General features: G+C 53.1%; 21 protein-coding genes and 1 pseudogene. 10 read left to right on the top strand and 12 right to left on the bottom strand.

Annotation, left to right across the window (positions count from 1 at the left end; genetic code table 11):
* Window positions 1-70: 70 nt before the first annotated feature.
* The gene (gene sppA / locus C1192_RS03460) at window positions 71-1,927 is read right to left on the bottom strand and encodes a signal peptide peptidase SppA (RefSeq protein ID WP_001259890.1); all 1,857 of its coding nucleotides are present in this window, start codon (window positions 1,925-1,927) and stop codon (window positions 71-73) included.
* 161 nt (window positions 1,928-2,088) lie between these two features.
* Between sppA and C1192_RS03470 the strand changes: the two genes are divergently transcribed.
* From C1192_RS03470 to topB, 3 genes are all read left to right on the top strand, one after another.
* Window positions 2,089-2,640: an NAD(P)H nitroreductase gene (locus C1192_RS03470; protein WP_016261959.1), complete on the top strand. Its 552-nt coding sequence runs from the start codon at window positions 2,089-2,091 to the stop codon at window positions 2,638-2,640.
* A 116-nt stretch (window positions 2,641-2,756) separates the two neighbouring features.
* Complete coding sequence (gene selD, locus C1192_RS03480; RefSeq protein ID WP_001516286.1) at window positions 2,757-3,800, top strand: selenide, water dikinase SelD; 1,044 nt, start codon at window positions 2,757-2,759, stop codon at window positions 3,798-3,800.
* 4 nt (window positions 3,801-3,804) lie between these two features.
* Window positions 3,805-5,760 carry a DNA topoisomerase III gene (gene topB, locus C1192_RS03485; protein WP_038354286.1) on the top strand — a complete coding sequence of 652 codons (1,956 nt, stop codon included), beginning with the start codon at window positions 3,805-3,807 and terminating at the stop codon, window positions 5,758-5,760.
* A 165-nt stretch (window positions 5,761-5,925) separates the two neighbouring features.
* Here topB and gdhA read toward each other — a convergent pair whose 3' ends face one another.
* Entirely contained in the window at window positions 5,926-7,269 is a 1,344-nt protein-coding gene (gdhA, locus tag C1192_RS03490; RefSeq protein WP_000373052.1) for an NADP-specific glutamate dehydrogenase, read from the bottom strand.
* Between the two features lie 331 nt (window positions 7,270-7,600).
* Between gdhA and C1192_RS03500 the strand changes: the two genes are divergently transcribed.
* On the top strand, window positions 7,601-7,873 hold the full coding sequence (locus C1192_RS03500; protein WP_000085224.1) for a YnjH family protein: 273 nt from the start codon (window positions 7,601-7,603) through the stop codon (window positions 7,871-7,873).
* Here the strand turns inward: C1192_RS03500 and nudG are convergent.
* Window positions 7,833-8,246, bottom strand: coding sequence for a CTP pyrophosphohydrolase (gene nudG / locus C1192_RS03505; protein WP_001516288.1), 414 nt, complete (start codon window positions 8,244-8,246; stop codon window positions 7,833-7,835). The genes C1192_RS03500 and nudG overlap by 41 nt on opposite strands.
* An 86-nt stretch (window positions 8,247-8,332) precedes the next feature.
* On the opposite strand from nudG, the gene C1192_RS03510 reads away from it, so the two are divergent.
* On the top strand, window positions 8,333-8,953 hold the full coding sequence (locus C1192_RS03510; protein WP_038354288.1) for a CDP-alcohol phosphatidyltransferase family protein: 621 nt from the start codon (window positions 8,333-8,335) through the stop codon (window positions 8,951-8,953).
* A gap of 8 nt (window positions 8,954-8,961) precedes the next feature.
* Here C1192_RS03510 and ynjE read toward each other — a convergent pair whose 3' ends face one another.
* The 9 genes and pseudogenes from ynjE to xthA all read right to left on the bottom strand — a co-directional run bounded on the left by ynjE (window position 8,962) and on the right by xthA (window position 17,310).
* Entirely contained in the window at window positions 8,962-10,269 is a 1,308-nt protein-coding gene (gene ynjE / locus C1192_RS03515) for a thiosulfate sulfurtransferase YnjE (RefSeq protein ID WP_038354289.1), read from the bottom strand.
* Between the two features lie 66 nt (window positions 10,270-10,335).
* Window positions 10,336-10,989, bottom strand: coding sequence for an ATP-binding cassette domain-containing protein (locus C1192_RS03520; RefSeq protein WP_038354290.1), 654 nt, complete (start codon window positions 10,987-10,989; stop codon window positions 10,336-10,338).
* On the bottom strand, window positions 10,989-12,524 hold the full coding sequence (locus C1192_RS03525) for an ABC transporter permease family protein (protein WP_000235013.1): 1,536 nt from the start codon (window positions 12,522-12,524) through the stop codon (window positions 10,989-10,991). Before C1192_RS03525 ends, C1192_RS03520 begins: the two co-directional genes overlap by 1 nt.
* Entirely contained in the window at window positions 12,497-13,663 is a 1,167-nt protein-coding gene (locus C1192_RS03530; protein WP_038354291.1) for an ABC transporter substrate-binding protein, read from the bottom strand. Before C1192_RS03530 ends, C1192_RS03525 begins: the two co-directional genes overlap by 28 nt.
* Before the next feature lie 9 nt (window positions 13,664-13,672).
* Window positions 13,673-14,221 carry a carboxymuconolactone decarboxylase family protein gene (locus C1192_RS03535; protein WP_000524099.1) on the bottom strand — a complete coding sequence of 183 codons (549 nt, stop codon included), beginning with the start codon at window positions 14,219-14,221 and terminating at the stop codon, window positions 13,673-13,675.
* Window positions 14,221-14,928 carry a TVP38/TMEM64 family protein gene (locus C1192_RS03540; RefSeq protein ID WP_016248648.1) on the bottom strand — a complete coding sequence of 236 codons (708 nt, stop codon included), beginning with the start codon at window positions 14,926-14,928 and terminating at the stop codon, window positions 14,221-14,223. Before C1192_RS03540 ends, C1192_RS03535 begins: the two co-directional genes overlap by 1 nt.
* A gap of 14 nt (window positions 14,929-14,942) precedes the next feature.
* A pseudogene (gene ydjY, locus C1192_RS03545) lies at window positions 14,943-15,622 on the bottom strand (lipoprotein YdjY).
* 4 nt (window positions 15,623-15,626) lie between these two features.
* A complete protein-coding gene (locus C1192_RS03550) occupies window positions 15,627-16,337 on the bottom strand; it encodes a TVP38/TMEM64 family protein (protein WP_016242631.1) in 711 nt (236 codons plus the stop codon).
* A 166-nt stretch (window positions 16,338-16,503) separates the two neighbouring features.
* Window positions 16,504-17,310, bottom strand: a complete 807-nt coding sequence (gene xthA, locus C1192_RS03555) for an exodeoxyribonuclease III (RefSeq protein ID WP_038354292.1) — start codon at window positions 17,308-17,310, stop codon at window positions 16,504-16,506.
* Window positions 17,311-17,754: 444 nt separating this feature from the next.
* Here xthA and astC point away from each other — a divergent pair, with 444 nt between their 5' ends.
* The 5 genes from astC to astE are packed head-to-tail and all read left to right on the top strand — an operon-like array spanning window position 17,755 to window position 23,782.
* On the top strand, window positions 17,755-18,975 hold the full coding sequence (gene astC, locus C1192_RS03565; protein WP_016261965.1) for a succinylornithine/acetylornithine transaminase: 1,221 nt from the start codon (window positions 17,755-17,757) through the stop codon (window positions 18,973-18,975).
* Window positions 18,972-20,006, top strand: coding sequence for an arginine N-succinyltransferase (gene astA, locus C1192_RS03570; protein WP_038354293.1), 1,035 nt, complete (start codon window positions 18,972-18,974; stop codon window positions 20,004-20,006). The genes astC and astA overlap by 4 nt, the downstream gene beginning before the upstream one ends.
* A complete protein-coding gene (gene astD / locus C1192_RS03575) occupies window positions 20,003-21,481 on the top strand; it encodes a succinylglutamate-semialdehyde dehydrogenase (protein ID WP_038354294.1) in 1,479 nt (492 codons plus the stop codon). Before astA ends, astD begins: the two co-directional genes overlap by 4 nt.
* Window positions 21,478-22,821: an N-succinylarginine dihydrolase gene (gene astB / locus C1192_RS03580; RefSeq protein ID WP_038354295.1), complete on the top strand. Its 1,344-nt coding sequence runs from the start codon at window positions 21,478-21,480 to the stop codon at window positions 22,819-22,821. Before astD ends, astB begins: the two co-directional genes overlap by 4 nt.
* On the top strand, window positions 22,814-23,782 hold the full coding sequence (astE, locus tag C1192_RS03585) for a succinylglutamate desuccinylase (RefSeq protein WP_001516299.1): 969 nt from the start codon (window positions 22,814-22,816) through the stop codon (window positions 23,780-23,782). The genes astB and astE overlap by 8 nt, the downstream gene beginning before the upstream one ends.
* The last annotated feature ends 74 nt before the right edge of the window (window positions 23,783-23,856 follow it).

The raw sequence follows: 23,856 nt of genomic DNA on the forward strand, positions 1-23,856 counted from the left end.
AGAGAGGAAGTGAAAGACAGTCCGGTTCAGGAGTGTGGCCGACAGCATATCGGCCACATATTTGCAGGGATTACCGCACGTTGGCGCAGGTCAGGCAAAACGCGTAACGGTTTTGCGGATCGTTAAAGGCCGCCAGCTTGTCGCTTTCGCTTTTAACGGTTGAAGCCACCGAGGCCAGCGGTGCAGGCAACATAGCCTGGAGCGTATCTGGCAACATCGCCCGTACAGAACCTGACATGTTGTCCATCACTTTGTCGAAGAAGGTTGGTTCATCGACGTAATATTCCAGATGCCACTGTTTCATTTTGGCCAGTTCTGCCGCTTTGGCAACTGCATCATCGAAATCACCGAGACTATCGACCAGACCGTTAGCTTTCGCATCCTGACCAGTCCAGACGTGGCCCTGAGCGATTTTATCGATCTGCTCTGGCGTCGAGTTACGCGAATCCGCAACCAGCGTGATGAAGCGTTTATAACCGTTCTCAATGCTTAACTGCATCATCTGCTGCGCTTCCGGCGGCAGTGCTTTAGTAATGGAAACATCCGCCAGAGGTGAGGTTGAAACGCCATCAGTATGTACACCAATCGAATCCAGACTGTTTTCTACGGTAGTGATCACGCCGAAGATACCGATAGAACCGGTCAGAGTGCTGGGGTTAGCCACAATGTAATTGGCCGGCGTGGAGATCCAGTAACCACCAGATGCCGCCATGCCGCCCATCGATACAACCACAGGCTTGCCAGCCGCTCGGGCTGCTGCCAGTTCAGATCGAATCACTTCAGACGCAGTAACGCTGCCGCCAGGGCTATTAACACGCAGAACAATCGCTTTCACTTTCGGGTCAAGACGAGCGTCGCGGATTTGCGCTGCGGTTGTGTCGCCGCCAACATTACCCTGGGTTTCTTCGCCATCCATAATTGCGCCATTTGCGAAGACGACACCGATGCTGTCGCCGGTATCTGCCGGAGTTTTCAAAGCATAATCGTAATAACTGATGGCGCGATAATTTTTATCCGCCTTACTCCAGCCGAACTCTTTGGTCAGGGCTTTTTCGATTTCGGCACTTGATGCCAGTGCATCGACCAGTTTGTTATCCAGCGCGTACTTCGCGGTATCGCCACCGGTTTTGGTTAAGCCATCAAGCACCCCTTGTGCGCCAGGGAATACTTGCTGGGCGGTGATCTGACGATTAGCAGCCACAGTGTTGAGATAGTTTTGCCACAGCTCACCAATCCAGCGGCTGTCAGCCTCGCGGGCTGCCGGTGACATATCATCACGAATAAACGGCTCAACGGCAGATTTATACGTACCGACGCGGAACACATGGGTGGAAACTTTTAACTTATCCAACAATGACTTGTAATACAGTCCGTTGGTCGCAAAACCATGCAGATCAACCACGCCTTGTGGTGATAGCCAGATTTTGTTGGCAAAACTGGCAAGATAATATTGCCCCTGGCTGTAGTTCTCGCCAATGGCATAAACCGGTTTGCCGCTGTCACGAAACTCTTTCAGGGCTTTACCAATGTACTGCATGGAAGGCTGATCGCCGCCCGCGAAGTTTTTCAGATCCATCACGATACCGGTGATGTTCCGGTCATCTTTTGCCTGGCGAATGGTGTTTACAATGTCAAACAGTGAGTTTTCCTGCAAACGATCAGAACTGGCACCAAGTAACTGACGGCTCAGCTTGCTAAACCGCTGCGAACTGTCAGGCTTATCGACGATCACGCCGGAGATATCGAGCAGCAACGCGCCACGACTGGCGGTTTCTTTGCTATCGCTACCACTGACCTGCATCCAGATACCCACGACAACAAGCACGAGAAAAATAAAAAACAGGTTAAGTACCATTTCACGGACAAAATTCAGTAGACGCCACGTCCATTTAAAAAATCCGGCAATAAGTCGCCAAAGGGTTCGCATGTATTCTCCCAGACTAAAAGTTACACCTGTCGCAGGTGCAATAGATGTGGTTATCGTAATGACCCAACCGGCACTTGTCAGCAGGAATCGCGGCCTGTGCTGTAACAAAATCCACTCTCGTGTTAATTTTGTGAATAAACATCATGACAGGAGTTAATCAAATGGATGCACTCGAACTATTGATCAATCGCCGTAGCGCCTCCCGCCTGGCGGAACCCGCACCAACAGGTGAGCAACTGCAAAACATCCTGCGTGCGGGGATGCGTGCGCCGGACCATAAGTCCATGCAACCGTGGCATTTTTTTGTGATTGAGGGGGAAGGGCGCGAACGTTTCAGCGCCGTTCTGGAACAGGGCGCAGTTGCTGCGGGGAGTGATGAGAAAGCGATCGACAAAGCCCGTAATGCGCCGTTCCGCGCGCCACTTATCATAACGGTGGTGGCGAAATGCGAAGAAAATCATAAAGTCCCGCGCTGGGAACAGGAAATGTCTGCCGGTTGCGCGGTCATGGCAATGCAAATGGCTGCGGTTGCCCAGGGCTTTGGCGGGATCTGGCGTAGTGGGGCGTTAACCGAAAGCCCGGTGGTACGTGATGCATTCGGTTGTCGGGATCAGGATAAAATCGTCGGGTTTCTCTACCTCGGCACACCGCAGTTGAAAGCGTCAACGTCAATTAACGTTCCGGACCCGACACCGTTTGTGACTTATTTCTGATAATTGCGGTGAAACTGAGTGGATTGTGAGCAAAGACGCAGGAATTCAGACACTCTCACTTATCACTTCACGGAATGAGGGTTACCATACCCGGATTGCATTGACAGGAGATGTCCATGAGCGAGAACTCGATTCGTTTGACCCAATACAGCCACGGAGCTGGTTGCGGCTGTAAAATTTCCCCAAAAGTGTTGGAAACCATCCTGCACAGTGAGCAGGCGAAGTTTGTTGATCCGAATTTGCTTGTGGGTAACGAAACCCGCGACGACGCGGCGGTGTACGATCTGGGCAATGGCACCAGCGTCATCAGCACCACCGACTTCTTTATGCCGATTGTTGATAATCCTTTCGATTTTGGTCGCATTGCGGCGACTAACGCCATCAGCGATATTTTTGCGATGGGCGGCAAACCGATTATGGCAATTGCGATCCTCGGCTGGCCGATTAACAAACTGTCCCCGGAAATTGCCCGTGAAGTGACCGAAGGTGGCCGTTATGCATGCCGTCAGGCGGGTATCGCGCTGGCCGGTGGTCACTCCATCGACGCGCCGGAACCGATTTTTGGTCTGGCGGTGACGGGGATCGTACCGACTGAACGGGTGAAGAAAAACAGTACCGCACAAGCGGGATGTAAACTGTTCCTGACGAAACCGCTGGGGATTGGTGTTCTTACCACTGCCGAGAAAAAATCACTGCTGAAACCGGAACATCAGGGACTGGCGACGGAAGTGATGTGTCGGATGAATATCGCGGGAGCGTCCTTTGCCAACATTGAAGGCGTAAAAGCGATGACCGACGTTACCGGTTTTGGTCTGCTGGGCCATTTAAGCGAAATGTGCCAGGGCGCAGGCGTGCAGGCGCGCATTGACTATGAAGCAATCCCGAAACTGCCGGGCGTGGAAGAGTACATTAAGCTGGGCGCTGTGCCGGGGGGCACCGAACGCAACTTTGCCAGCTACGGTCATCTGATGGGTGAAATGCCACGCGAAGTGCGCGATCTGCTGTGCGATCCGCAAACCTCCGGCGGCCTGCTACTGGCGGTTATGCCAGAGGCAGAAAACGAAGTTAAAGCAACCGCAGCCGAATTTGGTATCGAACTGACAGCGATTGGCGAACTGGTGCCTGCGCGCGGTGGTCGTGCCATGGTTGAGATCCGTTAATTCAATGCGGTTATTTATTGCCGAAAAACCGAGTCTGGCGCGCGCTATTGCTGATGTCCTGCCCAAACCGCACCGTAAAGGCGATGGCTTTATCGAATGCGGCAATGGTCAGGTGGTGACCTGGTGTATCGGTCACCTGCTTGAGCAGGCGCAGCCAGATGTCTACGACAGCCGCTATGCGCGCTGGAATCTGGCAGATCTGCCGATTGTCCCGGAAAAGTGGCAATTGCAACCGCGGCCTTCCGTGACCAAACAACTTAACGTCATCAAACGCTTTCTGCACGAAGCCAGCGAAATCGTTCATGCCGGAGACCCGGATCGTGAAGGGCAATTGCTGGTGGATGAAGTGCTGGATTACCTGCAACTTGCGCCGGAAAAGCGCCAGCAAGTTCAGCGTTGTTTAATCAACGACCTGAACCCGCAGGCGGTTGAGCGGGCGATCGATCGTCTTCGTTCCAACAGTGAGTTTGTACCGTTGTGCGTTTCTGCGCTGGCGCGAGCGCGTGCCGACTGGTTGTACGGCATTAATATGACCCGCGCATATACCATTCTGGGGCGTAATGCTGGCTACCAGGGGGTACTTTCCGTTGGGCGCGTGCAGACGCCAGTGCTTGGGCTGGTGGTGCGTCGCGACGAAGAGATTGAAAACTTCGTCGCGAAAGATTTCTTTGAAGTCAAGGCGCATATCGTGACGCCTGCCGATGAGCGGTTTACCGCCATCTGGCAACCGAGCGAAGCGTGTGAGCCGTACCAGGATGAAGAGGGGCGTTTGTTGCATCGTCCGCTGGCGGAGCATGTCGTTAACCGCATCAGCGGCCAACCGGCGATTGTCACCAGTTATAACGATAAACGGGAATCAGAATCCGCGCCGCTGCCATTTTCGCTTTCGACGTTACAGATTGAAGCGGCAAAACGTTTTGGCCTGAGTGCGCAGAACGTGCTTGATATCTGTCAGAAATTGTACGAAACGCACAAGCTGATTACCTATCCACGTTCCGATTGTCGTTATTTGCCGGAGGAACATTTTGCCGGACGCCATGCGGTGATGAATGCCATCAGTGTCCATGCGCCGAGTCTTCTGCCGCAGCCCGTGGTTGATCCAGATTTACGCAACCGCTGCTGGGATGACAAAAAGGTGGATGCCCACCACGCCATCATCCCGACCGCGCGGAGTTCGGCTATCAACCTGACGGAGAACGAAGCGAAGGTTTATAGTCTGATTGCTCGTCAGTATCTGATGCAATTCTGCCCGGACGCGGTGTTCCGCAAGTGTGTGATCGAACTGGACATAGCAAAAGGCAAATTTGTTGCAAAAGCACGTTTTCTTGCCGAAGCGGGCTGGCGCACGCTGTTAGGCAGCAAAGAGCGTGACGAAGAAAACGACGGCACGCCACTTCCTGTGGTGGCAAAAGACGATGAGTTGCTGTGCGAGAAGGGCGAAGTGGTAGAGCGGCAAACCCAGCCGCCGCGCCATTTCACCGATGCAACACTGCTTTCGGCAATGACCGGGATTGCGCGCTTTGTACAGGACAAAGATCTGAAGAAGATCCTTCGTGCGACCGATGGTCTGGGCACAGAAGCGACCCGCGCGGGGATTATTGAACTGCTGTTCAAGCGCGGCTTCCTGACCAAAAAAGGGCGCTACATCCACTCTACTGATGCCGGAAAAGCGTTATTCCATTCGCTGCCAGAAATGGCGACGCGACCGGACATGACAGCGCACTGGGAATCGGTGCTGACGCAAATCAGCGAAAAACAGTGCCGCTACCAGGACTTTATGCAGCCGCTGGTGGGGACGCTGTACCAACTGATTGATCAGGCTAAGCGCACGCCGGTGTGGCAGTTTCGCGGCATAGTGGCTCCGGGCAGCGGCGAAGAGAAGAAAAAGGCTTCACCACGCAAGCGAACGCCGAAAAAAAGCCCACCATCGGAAGATGCGGGCAGTGGAGCGATAACATAAAGGCGTGATGCTGAAGATTTTCAGGGTGTTTACGTCGCACTCGGACAAATGCCTGATGCGACGCTTGCGCGTCTTATCAGGCCTACAGAGCTGTTCTCTGATTCAGAGGGGTTTCGTAGGCCGGATAAGGCGTTCACGCCGCATCCGGCACAAACGCCTGATGACTTAAATCACCCCTTGCGCCAGCATCGCATCGGCAACCTTCACAAAACCAGCAATATTCGCGCCCTGCACGTAGTTAGTTTGCTCACCTTCACCACCATGTTCAACACAGGCATGGTGGATATCCAGCATAATGTGGTGTAAACGCGCATCAACTTTTTCGGCTTTCCAGCCCAGACGCGCAGCGTTTTGCGCCATTTCCAGCCCCGATGTTGCAACGCCACCTGCATTAGCCGCTTTACCTGGAGCAAACAGCACGCCTGCCTGCTGGAACAGCTCAGTCGCTTCGATGGTCGTTGGCATATTTGCCCCTTCGGCCACCGCTTTAACGCCGTTGGCGATAAGCTGATGTGCAGCGTCAACATCCAGTTCGTTCTGGGTCGCGCACGGCAGGGCGATATCAACCGGCACAGACCACGGTTGTTGGCCTTCGAGATAGACCAGACCAAATTCTTTGGCGTAATCCGCAACGCGACCATCACGGCTGGATTTGATTTCGATAAGACGCGCCAGTTTCTCTTTGGTAAATCCACTTTCATCAACCACGGTGCCGCTGGAGTCTGATGCTGTAACCACGCGAGCGCCAAATTCCATCGCTTTTTCGATAGCGTACTGGGCGACGTTGCCGGAGCCAGAAACGGAAACACGCATTCCTTCAAAACCCATACCGTGGCGTTTCAGCATCGCCTCAGTGAAATAAACCAGACCGTAACCGGTGGCTTCCGGACGAATCAGACTGCCGCCAAAAGAAAGCCCCTTACCGGTGAAGACGCAGGCGGTATTGTTAGACAGTTTTTTCATCATCCCCGCCATAAAGCCGACTTCACGGCCACCAACGCCGATATCGCCCGCCGGAACGTCGGTATCCGCGCCCAGGTGGCGATACAGTTCAGTCATCAGCGCCTGGCAGAAACGCATCACTTCGCCTTCGCTTTTCCCTTTCGGATCGAAATCGCTACCACCTTTACCACCGCCCATTGGCAGGGTAGTCAGAGCATTTTTAAAGGTTTGTTCGAAGCCGAGGAATTTAAGGATGGAGAGGTTTACTGAAGGATGGAAGCGCATACCGCCTTTGTACGGGCCGATGGCGGAGCTGAACTGGACACGCCATGCGCGGTTAACCTGTACCTGATTGCGATCGTCAACCCAGACTACGCGAAACTGAATCACGCGCTCCGGTTCAACCAGGCGCTCCAGTAACGACATTTGGCGATATTTTGGATTTTGTTCAAGAAAAGGCCAGAGTGTGGTCATGACTTCACGAACGGCTTGCGCGAACTCGGTTTGATTCGGGTCGCGCTTTTGGACATGGTTGAGGAATGACTCCAGAGAATATGTCTGATCCATAGATATAAAACCCTTATATATTAATACGATTGTGCTGGTGTTGTTTGTTTTAGATGCTTCTGCAGTTTTCGACTATACCATCAAGAATGTGACGGTAAGCAAGAAAAAAATGACGCAGGAAAGCAAATTAATGATCTGCGGGTTTTATAAACGTCACCTAATGTTTGCTGTGACTCTGGTGCGTTTTATCAGACCTGGAAAACCGTGCGCATTTTCAAGAGTGGTTCGAGGCGGATAAGACGTGCACGTCGCATCCGGCAACCAGACGCTAAAGTTTTTCTGCCCGGTTACCGTTATCAGTAGCAGAGACAACGAATATAAGGAGTTTCCTGTGAGTAGAGCATTATTCGCCGTAACATTGGCATTTCCATTCTTTGCGCTGGCCAACCCGCAATATCGTCCGGATGTAGAGGTGAATGTGCCGCCGGAGGTGTTTAGTTCTGGCGGACAATCGGTGCAGCCCTGTAACCAGTGCTGCGTTTATCAGGATCAAAACTATTCGGAGGGGGCAGTGATTAAAGCGGAGGGGATATTGCTGCAATGCCAGCGGGATGACAAAACCATTAGCACCAATCCGCTGGTCTGGCGGCGCGTAAAGCCATAAACGCCTGTAAAAGTGGAATATCAGCAGGGGCCAGCGGATATTGCAAAGCCTCTTCTGGCGAACACCAGACCAGCGCCTGATGTTCGAGTGCCTGTAACGTACCGTGGAAGTCCGGTACGTGCCAGGCATGAAGATGGATAATCCGGCCAGACACTTCCTTCTGATGGCTGGCAACGTAAACACCGACAGTAGCTTCGATGCCGAGTTCTTCGCGCAATTCCCGCACCAGCGCCTGCGGCTGGCTTTCATCCGGCTCGACTTTGCCACCTGCAAACTCCCATAACCCCGCCTGATCGCTATGAGCGGGGCGCTGTGCGAGTAAAATTTTGCTATCCCGTTCGATAATGGCGGCAACAACATCAATCATTTTCATAAATTACCCACAGGCAGATAAGCGAAAAATGCCATAATATCCGCAGTGTTGCCCGAGCTGAAGGGCTTTATATTTAAGGAGTGCCCGTGTTAGACCGCCATCTTCACCCCCGGATTAAACCTTTGCTGCATCAATGCGTGCAGGTGCTTGATAAACCCGGCATCACGCCAGATGGTTTAACGTTAGTCGGGTTTGCTGTTGGTGTGCTGGCACTGCCGTTTCTGGCGTTGGGCTGGTATCTGCCTGCGCTGATCGCCATTTTGCTGAACAGATTACTTGATGGTCTGGATGGCGCGCTGGCGCGGCGTAGAGGATTAACTGACGCAGGCAGTTTTCTTGATATTTCTCTCGATTTTCTCTTTTATGCGCTGGTGCCGTTTGGCTTTATGCTCGCGGCACCAGAACAAAATGCGCTGGCGGGCGGCTGGCTGCTGTTTGCGTTTATCGGCACGGGCAGCAGTTTTCTTGCTTTTGCTGCGCTGGCGGCGAAGCATCAGATCGATAACCCCGGTTATGCGCATAAATCGTTTTACTATCTGGGGGGATTAACTGAAGGCAGCGAGACGATTTTGCTGTTTGTTCTGAGTTGCCTCTTTCCAGCGTATTTCCCGTGGTTTGCGTGGATATTTGGCGCGCTGTGCTGGATGACGACATTTACACGGGTGTGGAGTGGGTATCTGACGCTGAAGGGGCTTCAGCGTCAGTAATTGCAGTGTTATTTGCTACTGTCCGGGCCGCGTTCACCGGTTGCTACCGGGTTTTTCGGATCGCTGCTCCATTCGTACCAACCACCGTCGTAAACAGAGACATTATTCCAGCCCATTGCCCGCGCATACATAAAGGTTTCTGATGCGCGCCAGCCGGTGCCGCAGTAGAACGAGACTTGTTGATCCGGCAGGATGTTCCATTCTTTCCACATCGCTGTGATGTCATCCGCAGTACGCATAGTGCCGTCTGGGTTATGGAAATCTTCCATATGCGTTGAGTCGCTGCCCGCATGACCCCAACGTGCGCCAGGGATATCACCTTTTGGCTTGATGTAGTCATAGCCGCTGGTGGTGCCGATAAATTCAGCCCATGAACGAATGCTGACCAGTGACGCATCCTGGCGATGCAGCAGACCGCGCGCCTGTTCCATATCGAGCATCAGTTGCGGTTGCGCCGGGATCTTCACGCCGAAGTCAGGTTCGGGTTTCACTGTCGGTGGCGTACCGCGTTCAACGGGCAGACCCGCATCAGACCAGGTTTGCCAACCACCGTCCAGCAAGCGCACATCTTTCACGCCAGCGTAGAGCATAATCTGCGCCACGCGCGCGGCGGCGTAAACGTCACGCCCGTACAGAATTACTGTGGTGTCATGACGAATGCCATGTTTTGCCAGCATTGCTTTAAGTTGTTCGTCAGAGACTTTATTCCACAGTGGTTCGCTTTCCACTTCGTTGGTGTCAATGTAATCGGCACCAGGAATATGGCTGAGGAGGTAAAGTTTCGGAGCGCCCCATGCTGCTTCGAGCACTTTCCAGTCACCCGCAGGTTTCGCCGTAACTTCTTTGCCTTGTTGCAGGTCATGCAGCCATTGCGGGTAAACCAGTTGCTCAAAGTGCGGCAATTTTTGCAGACGGGAAGGTTCGCTTAGCGCGCCACTCAAGATGGAGATATGCGTAAAGCCTGCTTTTTGCAGACGCGTTTTAACGGCTTCGACGTCTTTGTCATTACCGTATAACGCCACCGGCGCATCGGCTTTCAGGTTATGTTGCGTAATCCACGCGTTGAGCTGTTCAGTGCTCATTTTGTCGAGCCAGCTTGCAGAAAGGTTTAAGGCGGCAGGTTCATGGCCGGAAGGGCCATTTAAGGTTTGTGGCCAGCCGTTATAAAACGCGCTGGGGCGGGTATCTATTGCTGCGCCATTTTGTTGTTGAAGCTGGTCAAGTGTAAGAGGCTTCGCCAGTTCAGCGGCCCACGAAGAAGCGCAAGCCAGCCCTAAAGCCATTGCCAGCGCGGTCATTTGAGAAACACGTTTCATCGAAAATCCCGACATTGTAGTTTTGAGTGCGCCATTCTGAACTGACGCATCGGGAAAAACTTTGCGTTATCGCAGTTTGTTGTAATTTTCTGACCACTGAGCCATATCCAGAACGGGACTATTGGCAGGAACATCCTGAAAATCGTGGGTGACTTGAACGACGGGGATCGCCAGTTCGCGGACTTCATTGAATACCCACTGACGAAAATTATCGCGCAGAGCTACGTCAAGACGGCTGAACGGTTCATCAAGCAATAATGCCTTTGGCTGGGCGAGAAGGGCGCGCAGCAGAGCCACCCGCGCACGTTGGCCACCAGACAGCGTGGCCGGGTCCTGATGGAAAGTTCCGCCAATTCCCGCACGCTCAAGCGCATCATCCACTGCATTGCGTCTTGCGTCACCTTTGAGCGTTGACGGTAGTGCCAGTAGTAAATTTTGTCCAACGCTGAACTGATCAAACAACAGCGCATCCTGGAAAAGAATACCAATCTGACGCCGGGCGGTGGGCAGGGTGTCGAGGCGTTGCTCATTGAGCCATAGCTCACCGGTGCAAGAAAATTGTCCCGCCAGTGCGCCAATCATCCAGGAAAACAGCGTAGATTTTCCGCAGCCAGACGGGCCCATTAACGTGACAACGTCACCTTTATTGACTGTGAAATTAACGTTTTCCAGTAAGCAGGTTTCAGGCAAACGTAGCGAAATATCTTTTACGCAGAGCATTAACGGAGTCCTTGTCTGGCAAAACCTACCCATTTTGCAAGCAGGGCGGTAAGGGCAAAAATAATAAGTGGTAATAGCAGTTGCCATAAAGCCTGAGCGGCGAGGATACCGTTGCTGCCGCCACTGCTTAACGCCACTGCTTCAGTCGTCAGCGTCGGGAAGCGCCCCGCACCCAGCCACAGCGTCGGCATATATTGCGCAATGCTGACTGAAAATCCGACAGCGAAGGCAATAAGCGCAGGACGCAGCATGAGCGGGCATTTCACGTAAAAGAATATTTTGCCTCGCGACCAACCCAGCGTTTGGGCAATCAGAATTAACCGTGAGTCAATACGCCGCCAGGCCGGTTGCAGGATAAACAACATCCACGGCATCACCCACAGCAGATGTCCCCACACCACCACAGCCCAGCAGCCATCCAGATGTAACCACAGCGCCAGCGTGTACTGGCCTGCCACCAGCGGCAGCGCTGGTAATAAAATGGGCAGCCATAACCACAACTGGCGACGCTTTGCTCCCCATTCCAGCCACAGCAGTAATAGGATCAAAGCGATGAATGTCGTTGCCAGTCCCATCGTCAGGCTATTGAATAGCGCCTCGTCATTGATCGTCGATTGATCTGCAAGGATCGCCAGCAGAACCACACAGAGCACGCCAGTTAATGGTAATAATCTCGCCAGCGTACTACCGGGCAATAAAGGCGTGGCTGGTTTGCGAACGCCATCTTTGCGGGGAATTGTGCGCCGCCAGGTGCGCCATAAAAGATAGCCCAGCAAAACACAGGTGGCGAGTAACAGCATCAGCAGCAGGCTGGCAAGTGCGCCTTTTATCTGTTGATCGGTGTCGCCCTGGGTTAACCACTGCCAGCTAATTACCGCCAGCGTCGGTGGATTACCCGGCCCAAGGATAATTGCGATATCCACGACCGATAGCGACCAGGCCACAATTGCCAGCATCGCCATTGCCAGTGCGGGAGCGACTGAGGGTAACAGCAGCCAGTTCAGGCATTGCCAGCGGCTGTAGCCCAGTGAATCCAGCACGATGACTTGTTGCAACAGCCTTTTTTCACTCAATACTGCCGCCAAAATCCACAGCAGAAATGCGCTTTCTTTCACCGCCAGAGTAATGCCCAGACCGATACCCAATCTGTCTGTCGGCGGAGTGAGGAAAGGGAAAAACTGATAAACCAGGCCGCCTTCGGCAAACAGTAGCAGGACGCTGGTGGCAAAAGCGACGTGGGGGATGGCGAGCAGCCACGGCAGACGGGCGCACAAATGCAGCCATTTCGCGCCAGGCCACAGCGCCACAATCACCAGCAGGGCAATCAACAACGCACCTACCGCCGCGATAGTTGTCGACACCAGCGTTGCCAGTATTGCCTGTGATAACTGCGGATCGGCAAATAACGCCTGCCAGTGTGTCAACGACAAGGCAGGCGTTATCAGCGTGAGCGCTGCCGGGATCAGCGGTGCGTAAATCACCGCCATCACCACCCACAGCAATAAAATTAATGCGTACCGTAACGGCGTAGCCATTCTTGTTCCAGCACATTTACCCAACCAGCATGCGGTTCCGCCAGTACTGGCGGCAGATCCTGCGGCATTCTTGATTGTAATGTTTCGCGCTGCCCGGCAGGCAGTTTTTGTGGATCAAGAACAGAAGGATCGCCCCAGACCGCAGGATCCGCTTTACGCAGTTGCGCTTCGGGTGAGAGCAGGAAGTTGGCGACCACCTTCGCCGCAGCACTGGCACTGGCGTTGGCAGGAATGGTGACGAAATGCACGTTGCCAATCATTCCCTCGCTAAAGCCAAAGCTGTAACTGCTCGCTGGCAAATCGCCACTGGCTATTTTTTGCCGGGCATGAGCGGGGTTAAAGGTCAGCGACAGGCGCAATGTGCCGGATTTCAGCAGGGCATCCATTCGCGCGGGCGAAGGGGGGAAATCCTTTCCTTCGCGCCACAAATACGGATGCAGCGCATCGAGATACTGCCACAGCGCTGCAGTAATCTGGGCGAAAGTAGCATCGTTCGGCGCTTCTTTTAATGCAGCGGGATCTGGCGTCAGCATAATCAATAACTGTTCAAGAAATGCTGTGCCGGTAAAGTCTGGTGGGCGTGGATAGGTAACTGCGCCTGGATTGGCTTTGGCAAACTCCAGCAAGGCTTGCGGTGTTTTCGGTGGTTGTGGTGTCAGATCGCGGCGAGCGATAAACGTAAGTTGTGCGCCGCCCCAGGGGGATTCTGCCCCCTCGGTAGCGACAGAAAAATCTTCCCGTACAGGTAGTTGCGTGTCGACATAACGCCAGTTAGGTAATGTTTCCGCCCAGCCGGTTTGCAGCAAATTCGCCTCTTTTAACGTGCGGAAATTTTCACCATTTACCCACAAGAGATCTACCGAGCCGCCCGTTTTACGTCCGGCTGCGGCTTCGGTCTGAATGCGTTTTACTGCGTCAGCGGCATCAGCCAGGCGAACAATCTTCAGGTTTATATCGTAATGCGTTTTCATCTCACCGCTGACCCAGTCGAGATAGCGGTTAATCGCGGTGTCGCCGCCCCAGGCGTTAAACCAGACGGTTTGCCCTTTGGCGTCGTTTTTAATTTCCTGCCAGTCACTGGCATGTGTTGCCAAAGAAAACAGCGATAACAGTCCCAGCAACCACCCACAATGGCGCATCATTTCTCCTTAAGAACGTTTTTCAGGAAGTCGGCACAGTCCCTGGGCGGGAATGGCCATAGCAGAATTAAAACGGGCCGACAGGTTTTGCAGGCCGATTAATGCCGTCAGTTCGGTGAGCGCCTGAGCGTCAAAATGGGCTGCCAGTCGGGTGCGCAGGGCATCATCTACCGTTGGCGGCGTAACGCTGGCGGCTTCGGCGTATTCCAGCGCCAGCCGCTCCTCATCGCTGAACAGCGGGCTTTGCCGCCAGTCGGCCACCGCCAGCAGTTTATCGGTGCTGCCGGTTCGTTCAGCGACTTTCATGCTGGTGATGTCTACGCAAAACTCACACAGGCACATTTGCGCAATGCGCGCGCTGACAAGCGATCGCACCACCGGATCGAGCGGGGAGCGTTTGCGCTCCAGCCAGCCGACAAACATCGACACCAGATAGAAGATAAATGGGATCCGCCCCCACCAGCGAATCGGACTTAGCACCTCACCGTAATGGCGACGATGTAGCCACGCCTGCGGACGTAAAATTAAAGGAATTTTGCTAAGCGGCGGTAAACCCATCAGACATTCCTCTTCTGGCGCTCAAACCATATTTTTTTCGCCATGAAAATCACCACAGTCAGGGCAAACAGGATAAACAGTCCGGTAACAAACCAGAATGTGCCGCCCGTTAACATGCTGCCCGCCCAGGAATAGACAATGGTTGCGGGTAACTGACCAAGCCCGGTGGCGATAAAAAATGGACGAAAACGTATTGATGTCAGGCCGGCAGCATAGCTGATTGGATCAAAAGGGACAAAAGGCAATAACCGGCATACCAGGATGGTATGTTTGCCGTAGCGAGTGAAAAAGCCGTCCATGCTATCGAGCACGGTTTTACCGGTTAACTTTTCCACTACTTCGCGGCCCATCACTCTGGCGATAAAAAAGCACAGCGCCGCACCCGCCATCGAACTGGTCCACGACAGCAAGCCCCCCCAGAACGCGCCAAACAGCGACGCATTGGCAAAGGTGATCAAAAACGCAGGCAGCGGTGCGGCAATGGCCTGCAAAATCATCAACAAGAATGAGACAACTGCCGCCAGTGTGCCGTAAGACTGAATAAATCGTTCTATACCCTGTTGGTCCACAGCGGCAAACGCCGCAAGGCTGCGATTGATAAAGTCATGGACGCCAGGAACCAGCGCCCATGCGAGCAGCGTAGCGAACAACAGGATGATGATGGCTGTACGGTAGTACCAGATTTTACGCGAATGCATCTTCATCATCCTTTATCCATGTTTTATTCTGTGATTTTAAAGGTCACCGTTGCCAGCGTGCTATCTGCCGGGAGAACTGACGCATTGCCTTTGAATTTCACTTCGCCACGTTTTTCCACCGCACCATAAGTGTATGTCGCATTGCTGACAATACCGACCGGGCAGCTATCCCCAGGCACACCAGACAACCGGTTTTTTTCTCTTCTGCCGCCGCTAAATTGCCACCAAAGCGCATGTCCAGTTTCTTGCCATTACTATCAACAATCACTTCATCGAAGGAATACGCTTTTGCCGCCCCTTGCCAGTTCACCGAAATATCCAGTTTGCTGCCTGCAACATGGGTAGCTTCTTTGTTATCCATAGTCATATTTTCGCCCGGTGTGCCACCCGCCTGTTTCAGAGCGTCATAAAATGCTTTCGGGGTGGCATATCCCATAAACAGTGATTTATGCCCGTTGGAGCCGTCTTTAAACACAATGCCGTGACGGGTATCGTCGGTGAGGAAACGACCATTAATTTGCACCAGCATAGTTACCGTATGTGCCTGTGTATCGACGCGCAGTGGCTCACTGGCCGAAAGCCCATCGTATTCCACTTTGGCCTCGGTATTCTCTTTTTGATCACAGCCGCTAAGCCCTGCCGCTGCCAGTAAACACAGCGCAGCCAGTCCTTTTTTCCATGACACTGAATATTGTTGCAACATCGTTCTATCCTTCGTTTTTAGGGTGAGTAAGCGGTTGGCTGTCAGAAGCAGTCAGATCCACGTGTTTAAAGCGGGCGTAGCGTTTGGCGAGTTGGACGAGAATAAACAGCGTCAGTCCAGCCAGACAGAGGTTTAAAATAAAGTGCACGGTAATGCCTTCACGGGCGAGATCGCTGGCCATCACGGTATAAATAATAATCCCAGGCAGGGTAGTTAATGCCGAAATAAGGGTAAAAGGCCAGAAGGCTATAGCAGTTAATCCGTAAGCGTAATTTTGAATATTGTAAGGAAACAGCGGGATTAAGCGGGTCAGAATAAGAAAATCGATACCATTACGCGCAATACCTTTTTCAATAGCCTGAAAAGTATGGCTATGACCGACGTATTTCAGCAGCAAGTCACGCCCCAGCCAGCGCGCCAGCAGGAATGAGCACGACGAGGCCAGCGTAGCGGCAATTAACGAAAGTAGCGTTCCCAACAACGGGCCAAAGACTATTCCACCGGCGATCACCAGTACGCTACCGGGTAACAGAAAGAGGGTAGCGATAATGAATAACAGAATATAGAGGCTATAACCGAAAAATCCGCTCTGGCGAATGAGCGTTTGTAAGTGGGGTAAATCGGTGACCAGATCGAATAAACCGAAAGCGTGGATAGCGTAAATTATCAGTGCAAAAAGCAGACAGGCAAAAAGAAATTTACGCTCAGCGTTCATCGTAGAGTTTCCTATATCAAACTTGATAATAGAGAAGTGGTCAGACAACTAAAAACGCAGTGACGGTATAACAAAGGAAGGCAGGCAACAAATCATTACTGACAGTTTGTTGATTTTTCTCAAGGTTAATTCTCCTGACCTCGTGCGGGTCAGGAGAGCAGATAAATTAGCGGCGGAAGGTCGCCCACACAGGTGCGTGATCTGACGGTTTTTCCATACTGCGGATTTCATAGTCGATGCCGGTTTCTACGCAGCATTCCGCCAACGGCTGGCTGGCGAGCAGCAGGTCGATACGCAGACCTCGGTTATCGTCAAAACCTTTTGAGCGGTAATCAAACCACGAAAAGCGATCTGCTGTTTCCGGATTAGCGTGACGGAAGGTATCTACCAGCCCCCAGCGGATCAGTCTGTCCATCCATTCGCGTTCTTCCGGCAGGAAGGAGCATTTACCGGTACGCAGCCAGCGTTTGCGGTTCTCTTCGCCAATGCCGATATCCAGGTCGGTGGGGCTGATGTTCATATCGCCCATAATCAGCACCGGATTATCGCGCTTAAGCTCAGTTTCCAGATAGTTTTGCAGGTTCTGGTAGAACTGCGCTTTTGCCGGGAATTTAATTGGATGGTCGCGGCTTTCGCCCTGTGGGAAGTAGCCGTTGATCACGGTGACATTGCCCAGCGGCGAGGGGATTTCTGCCATAATAATCCGCCGTTGAGCCTCTTCGCCGTCGCCCGGGAATCCGCGACGCACAGCAATCGGCGTCTCTTTGGTCAGCAGCGCCACGCCATAATGGCCTTTCTGCCCGTGATAAAACACGTTGTAGCCGAGCTTTGCCACCTCTTCAAGCGGAAACATATCGTCATGAACTTTTGTCTCCTGCAGACCAATCACATCCGGTTGGTGCTTTTCGACGATGGCTTCAAGTTGGTGAGGTCTGGCGCGCAGACCGTTGATATTAAAAGAGACAAATTTCATAGTCGCTGCCGTTTATTCATATTAAGAGTGCGTGGATGGTAGCAGAAATTCGCTGTACTTACCGCCCGTTGTTAAGTGATTTGATCGATGGTTGTTAATGATGTCAACGATGACGCAAAAAATGCCCGCTTTTGGTGCGGTCTGCGTCAGAATGGCGCAGTAATTCCCAGTAAATTTCGTCAATGATCACAATTCCAGAATTATATTTTACTTCTGCATAACATTGCGTTTTTTATTCTTTTTATTCATCCGTATCGCAAACGTATTCACTTTATATGCACTTTAAGTGCATGTCAGTTGGTTATAACTCGTTGATTTTCAGTTGGCCGCCGTCGCTTATGCAATTTTCCCCCTGGCTGGCACGAACCCTGCAATCTACATTTACAGCGAAAACATTACTTATAATTAACATATAAATAACTATTTATTTACTGTGGGGTCGCTATGTCTCAGTCAATTACGCGTGAAAACTTTGATGAATGGATGATACCTGTTTACGCTCCGGCACCGTTTATTCCGGTACGCGGTGAAGGTTCGCACTTGTGGGATCAGCAGGGGAAAGAGTATATCGATTTCGCGGGTGGCATTGCAGTGAACGCGCTGGGCCATGCGCATCCGGAATTGCGCGAGGCGCTAAACGAGCAAGCGAGTAAGTTCTGGCATACCGGTAACGGCTATACCAACGAACCAGTGCTGCGACTGGCGAAAAAACTTATCGACGCGACGTTTGCCGATCGCGTGTTCTTTTGTAACTCCGGTGCGGAGGCCAACGAAGCAGCGTTGAAACTGGCGCGCAAATTCGCCCATGACCGCTACGGCAGCCATAAGAGCGGCATCGTGGCGTTTAACAATGCGTTCCACGGGCGCACGCTGTTTACCGTTAGCGCAGGCGGCCAGCCAGCCTATTCTCAGGATTTTGCGCCACTGCCGCCGGACATCCGTCATGCCGCGTATAACGATCTCAATTCTGCCAGTGCGCTGATTGACGACGCCACCTGCGCGGTAATTGTCGAGCCAGTGCAGGGTGAAGGCGGCGTGGTGCCAGCCAGCAAAGCGTTTTTACAGGGGCTGCGAGAATTGTGTGACCGCCACAATGCATTGCTGATTTTTGATGAGGTACAAACCGGCGTCGGGCGTACCGGTGAACTGTATGCCTATATGCACTACGGCGTAACCCCCGATCTGCTGACCACCGCCAAAGCGCTGGGCGGCGGTTTCCCCGTTGGTGCGCTGCTGGCAACGGAGGAGTGCGCCAGCGTGATGACCGTTGGCACCCACGGCACCACCTATGGCGGTAATCCGCTGGCATCAGCAGTGGCGGGCAAAGTGCTGGATCTTATCAATACGCCGGAAATGCGTAATGGCGTCAAACAGCGCCACGACGGGTTTGTTGAGCGGCTTAACGCTATTAATCATCGCTGCGGTTTGTTCAGTGAAATTCGTGGCCTGGGTCTGCTGATTGGCTGTGTTCTGAATGCCGACTACGCCGGACAAGCGAAACAGATTTCTCAGGAAGCGGCAAAAGCAGGCGTGATGGTGCTGATTGCGGGCGGCAGCGTGGTGCGTTTTGCTCCGGCGCTGAATGTCAGCGAAGAAGATATGGCTACCGGGCTGGATCGCTTTGCGCTGGCCTGTGAACGCGTTGTTAGCCGAGGTTCATCATGATGGTCATCCGTCCCGTTGAGCGCAGCGATGTCGCGGCGTTAATGCAACTTGCCAGTAAAACGAGCGGCGGTTTAACGTCGCTTCCTGCCAATGAAGCCACACTTTCGGCGCGTATCGATAGAGCCATCAAAACATGGCAAGGCGAATTACCCAAAAGTGAGCAGGGTTATGTGTTCGTGCTGGAAGAGAGTGAAACAGGTACGGTGGCGGGCATTTGCGCCATTGAGGTGGCTGTTGGGCTAAACGATCCCTGGTACAACTATCGCGTCGGCACGCTGGTTCATGCTTCGAAAGAGCTGAATGTTTATAACGCGCTACCGACGCTTTTTCTCAGTAATGATCACACCGGAAGTAGCGAATTGTGCACGCTGTTTCTCGATCCGGACTGGCGCAAAGAGGGCAACGGCTATTTGTTGTCGAAATCTCGCTTCATGTTTATGGCAGCCTTTCGCGACAAGTTTAACGACAAAGTGGTTGCCGAAATGCGTGGGGTGATTGACGAACACGGCTATTCGCCGTTCTGGCAAAGCCTCGGTAAACGCTTCTTTTCGATGGATTTTAGCCGAGCCGATTTTCTCTGCGGTACTGGTCAAAAGGCATTTATTGCTGAGTTGATGCCAAAACATCCGATCTATACGGACTTTTTATCCCAGGAAGCGCAAGACGTTATCGGTCAGGTACATCCGCAAACGGCACCCGCGCGGGCGGTGCTGGAAAAAGAGGGCTTTCGCTACCGCAACTATATCGACATTTTCGACGGTGGGCCGACGCTGGAGTGTGACATCGACCGCGTTCGCGCCATTCGCAAAAGCCGGCTGGTGGAAGTGGCAGAAGGGCAACCCGCACAGGGCGATTTTCCGGCCTGTCTGGTCGCCAATGAAAATTATCATCATTTCCGCGTGGTGCTGGTGCGTAGCGATCCGGCTACCGAGCGTTTGATTTTAACCGCCGCACAACTGGACGCTCTCAAGTGTCATGCCGGGGATCACGTTCGTCTGGTACGCCTGTGCGCAGAGGAGAAAACAGTATGACTTTATGGATCAACGGCGACTGGGTGACGGGCCTGGGTGCGCTGCGCGTGAAGCGTAATCCGGTATCTGGCGACGTTTTATGGCAAGGCAATGATGCTGATGCTGCTCAGGTGGCGCTGGCATGTCGTGCTGCTCGCGCAGCGTTTCCGCGTTGGGCGCGGCTCTCCTTTGGCGATCGTCAGGTAAGAGTTGAACGATTTGCCGGACTGCTGGAAAGCAATAAAGCTGAATTAACGACGATTATTGCCAGAGAAACGGGTAAGCCGCGTTGGGAGGCGGCAACCGAAGTGACGGCGATGATTAATAAAATTGCTATTTCAATCAAGGCATATCACGTGCGCACGGGTGATCAGCGCAGTGAAATGCCAGATGGGGCGGCAAGCTTACGCCATCGCCCACACGGCGTGCTGGCGGTGTTTGGTCCGTACAATTTTCCTGGGCATTTACCTAACGGGCATATTGTTCCGGCGTTGCTGGCAGGCAACACAATTATCTTTAAACCCAGTGAGCTGACACCGTGGAGCAGCGAAGCGGTAATGCGCTTATGGCAGCAGGCTGGATTGCCGCCAGGGGTGCTGAATCTGGTGCAGGGTGGGCGCGAAACCGGTCAGGCGCTGAGTGCGCTGGAAGATCTCGATGGTTTGCTGTTTACCGGTAGCGCCAACACTGGCTACCAGTTGCATCGTCAGCTTTCCGGTCAGCCAGAAAAAATCCTCGCCCTCGAAATGGGCGGCAATAACCCGCTGATTATTGATGAAGTGGCGGATATCGACGCCGCAGTGCATCTGACTATCCAGTCGGCATTTGTCACTGCCGGACAACGCTGCACCTGCGCCCGTCGTATATTGTTGAAAAGTGGAGCGCAGGGCGATGCGTTTCTTGCTCGCCTGGTTGCCGTCAGCCAGCGATTAACACCGGGCAACTGGGATGACGAACCACAGCCGTTTATCGGCGGGCTGATTTCTGAACAGGCCGCGCAGCATGTTGTTACCGCCTGGCAGGAGCTGGAAAACATGGGCGGACGGACGTTGCTTACGCCACGCTTACTGCAACCAGGTACTTCACTGCTTTCACCTGGAATCATTGACATGACGGGCATTTCTGGCGTGCCGGATGAAGAAGTGTTCGGGCCGTTACTGCGTGTCTGGCGTTATGACACCTTCGATGAGGCAATTAAGATGGCGAACAACACTCGCTTTGGCCTCTCTTGTGGGCTGGTTTCACCAGTGCGGGAAAAATTCGAACAACTGTTACTGGAGGCACGAGCGGGGATCGTTAACTGGAACAAACCGCTGACCGGTGCGGCCAGTACTGCACCATTTGGTGGCGTAGGCGCTTCCGGCAATCATCGCTCCAGTGCATGGTATGCCGCTGATTATTGTGCCTGGCCGATGGCAAGCCTGGAATCGGACTCGTTAACGCTGCCCACTACGCTTAACCCCGGGCTGGATTTTTCCGATGAGGTGGTGCCATGAACGCCCGGGAAGTTAATTTCGACGGGCTGGTGGGGCTGACGCATCATTACGCTGGCCTGTCGTTTGGTAATGAAGCTTCTACCCGCCACCGTTTTCAGGTATCTAACCCGCGACTGGCGGCAAAACAGGGCTTGCTGAAAATGAAAGCCCTTGCCGATGCGGGATTACCGCAGGCGGTGATCCCGCCTCACGAGCGCCCGTTTATTCCGGTTTTGCGTCAACTGGGATTCAGCGGCAGCGATGAGCAAGTACTGGAAAAAGTTGCCCGTCAGGCGCCGCACTGGCTTTCCAGTGTCAGTTCCGCTTCGCCAATGTGGGTCGCGAATGCGGCGACGGTGGCACCTTCTGCCGACACGCTGGATGGCAAAGTGCACCTGACGGTTGCCAATCTGAACAACAAATTTCACCGTTCGCTGGAAGCACCGACCACCGAATTGCTGTTAAAAGCCATTTTTATTGATGAAGAGAAATTCACCGTGCATTCGGCACTGCCTCAAGTGGCGCTGCTCGGTGATGAAGGGGCGGCAAACCACAATCGGCTCAGTGGTAACTATGGTGATCCGGGTATACAGGTTTTCGTCTATGGCCGGGAAGAGGGCACTGGCACGCGACCTTCCCGTTATCCGGCGCGGCAAACCCGCGAAGCCAGCGAGGCGGTAGCAAGGCTGAATCAGGTTAATCCACAACAGGTAATTTTCGCTCAACAAAACCCGGAAGTTATCGATCAGGGGGTTTTTCATAATGATGTGATTGCCGTGAGCAACCGCCAGGTGCTGTTTTGCCATCAGCAGGCATTCGCCCGTCAGGCGCAATTACTGGCAAATCTGTGTGCGCGGGTGAGCGGCTTTATGGCAATAGAAGTTCCGTCGGCACAGGTTTCCGTAGCGGATGCTGTCTCGACCTATCTGTTTAACAGCCAGTTGTTGAGCCGTGATGACGGTTCGATGGTGTTGGTGCTGCCGCAGGAGTGTCGGGAACATGCCGGGGTATGGCGTTATCTCAATGAATTACTTGTTGCCGATAACCCGATCAGTGAACTGAAAGTTTTTGATTTACGCGAAAGTATGGCAAACGGTGGCGGCCCTGCGTGCCTGCGTTTGCGCGTGGTGCTGACGGCAGAAGAACGTCAGGCGGTGAATCCGGCGGTGATGATGAACGAGACACAGTTTAATGCGCTCAATGACTGGGTGGATCGTTACTACCGCGATCGTCTTACCGCTGCCGATCTTGCCGATCCGCAATTGCTGCGCGAAGGAAGGGAAGCTCTGGATGCACTGACTCGTTTGCTGAATCTCGGTTCGGTTTACCCGTTCCAACGGGAGGGGAGTGGCAATGGATAATTTTCTTGCCCTGACGTTAACGGGTAAAAAGCCAGCCGTAACAGCGAGAGAAAGCAACGGTGTCCACTGGCGCTGGCTGGGTGACGGGCTGCTGGAACTGACGCCAGTCACCCCACCGCAAGGTGCGCTGGTGATATCAGCGGGGATCCACGGTAATGAAACGGCACCTGTTGAGATGCTGGAGGCGTTGCTTGGGGCAATTTATCACGGTGAGATTCAGTTGCGCTGGCGGCTGCTGGCGATCCTCGGAAATCCTCCCGCCCTGAAGCAAGGCAAGCGTTATTGTCATAGCGATATGAATCGAATGTTTGGCGGACGCTGGCAGCTATTTGCCGAAAGCGGCGAAACCTGTCGCGCCCGCGAACTGGAACAGAGTCTGGAAGATTTTTATCAACAGGGTAAAGAGTCCGTTCGTTGGCACCTTGATTTGCATACCGCAATTCGTGGTTCATACCATCCGCGTTTTGGTGTTTTACCGCAACGTGATATTCCCTGGGATGAGAAGTTTCTGACGTGGCTGGGCGCAGCGGGGCTGGAGGCACTGGTGTTTCACCAGACGCCTGGCGGCACGTTTACCCATTTTAGCGCCGAACATTTTGGCACCCAGGCGTGTACGCTGGAACTTGGCAAAGCGTTGCCGTTTGGGCAAAACGATCTTTGCCAGTTTGCGCCAACGTCCAGCGCGATTGCCGCGCTGTTATCCGGGATGAGCGTCGGTTTTGATAAAAAGCCGCCATTACGTTACCGGGTGGTTTCGCAAATTACCCGCCACTCCACTGATTTTGAACTGCATATGGCGAGCGAGACATTGAACTTCACGGCGTTTAAGAAGGGGACGTTGTTAGCGCAGGATGGCGAAGAACGCTTTACGGTGACTCATGATGTTGAATATGTGTTATTCCCTAATCCATTGGTGGCGCTGGGATTGCGTGCAGGGTTAATGCTGGAGCAAATAATCTGATGCTTACCTGCAGAAATCATCTGCGGGTATTTACTGGGTTTTTAATGAAATAATACGGATTAATCCTGGTTATT

The organism is Escherichia marmotae (genome assembly GCF_002900365.1).
In the GTDB taxonomy this organism is placed as follows: domain Bacteria; phylum Pseudomonadota; class Gammaproteobacteria; order Enterobacterales; family Enterobacteriaceae; genus Escherichia; species Escherichia marmotae.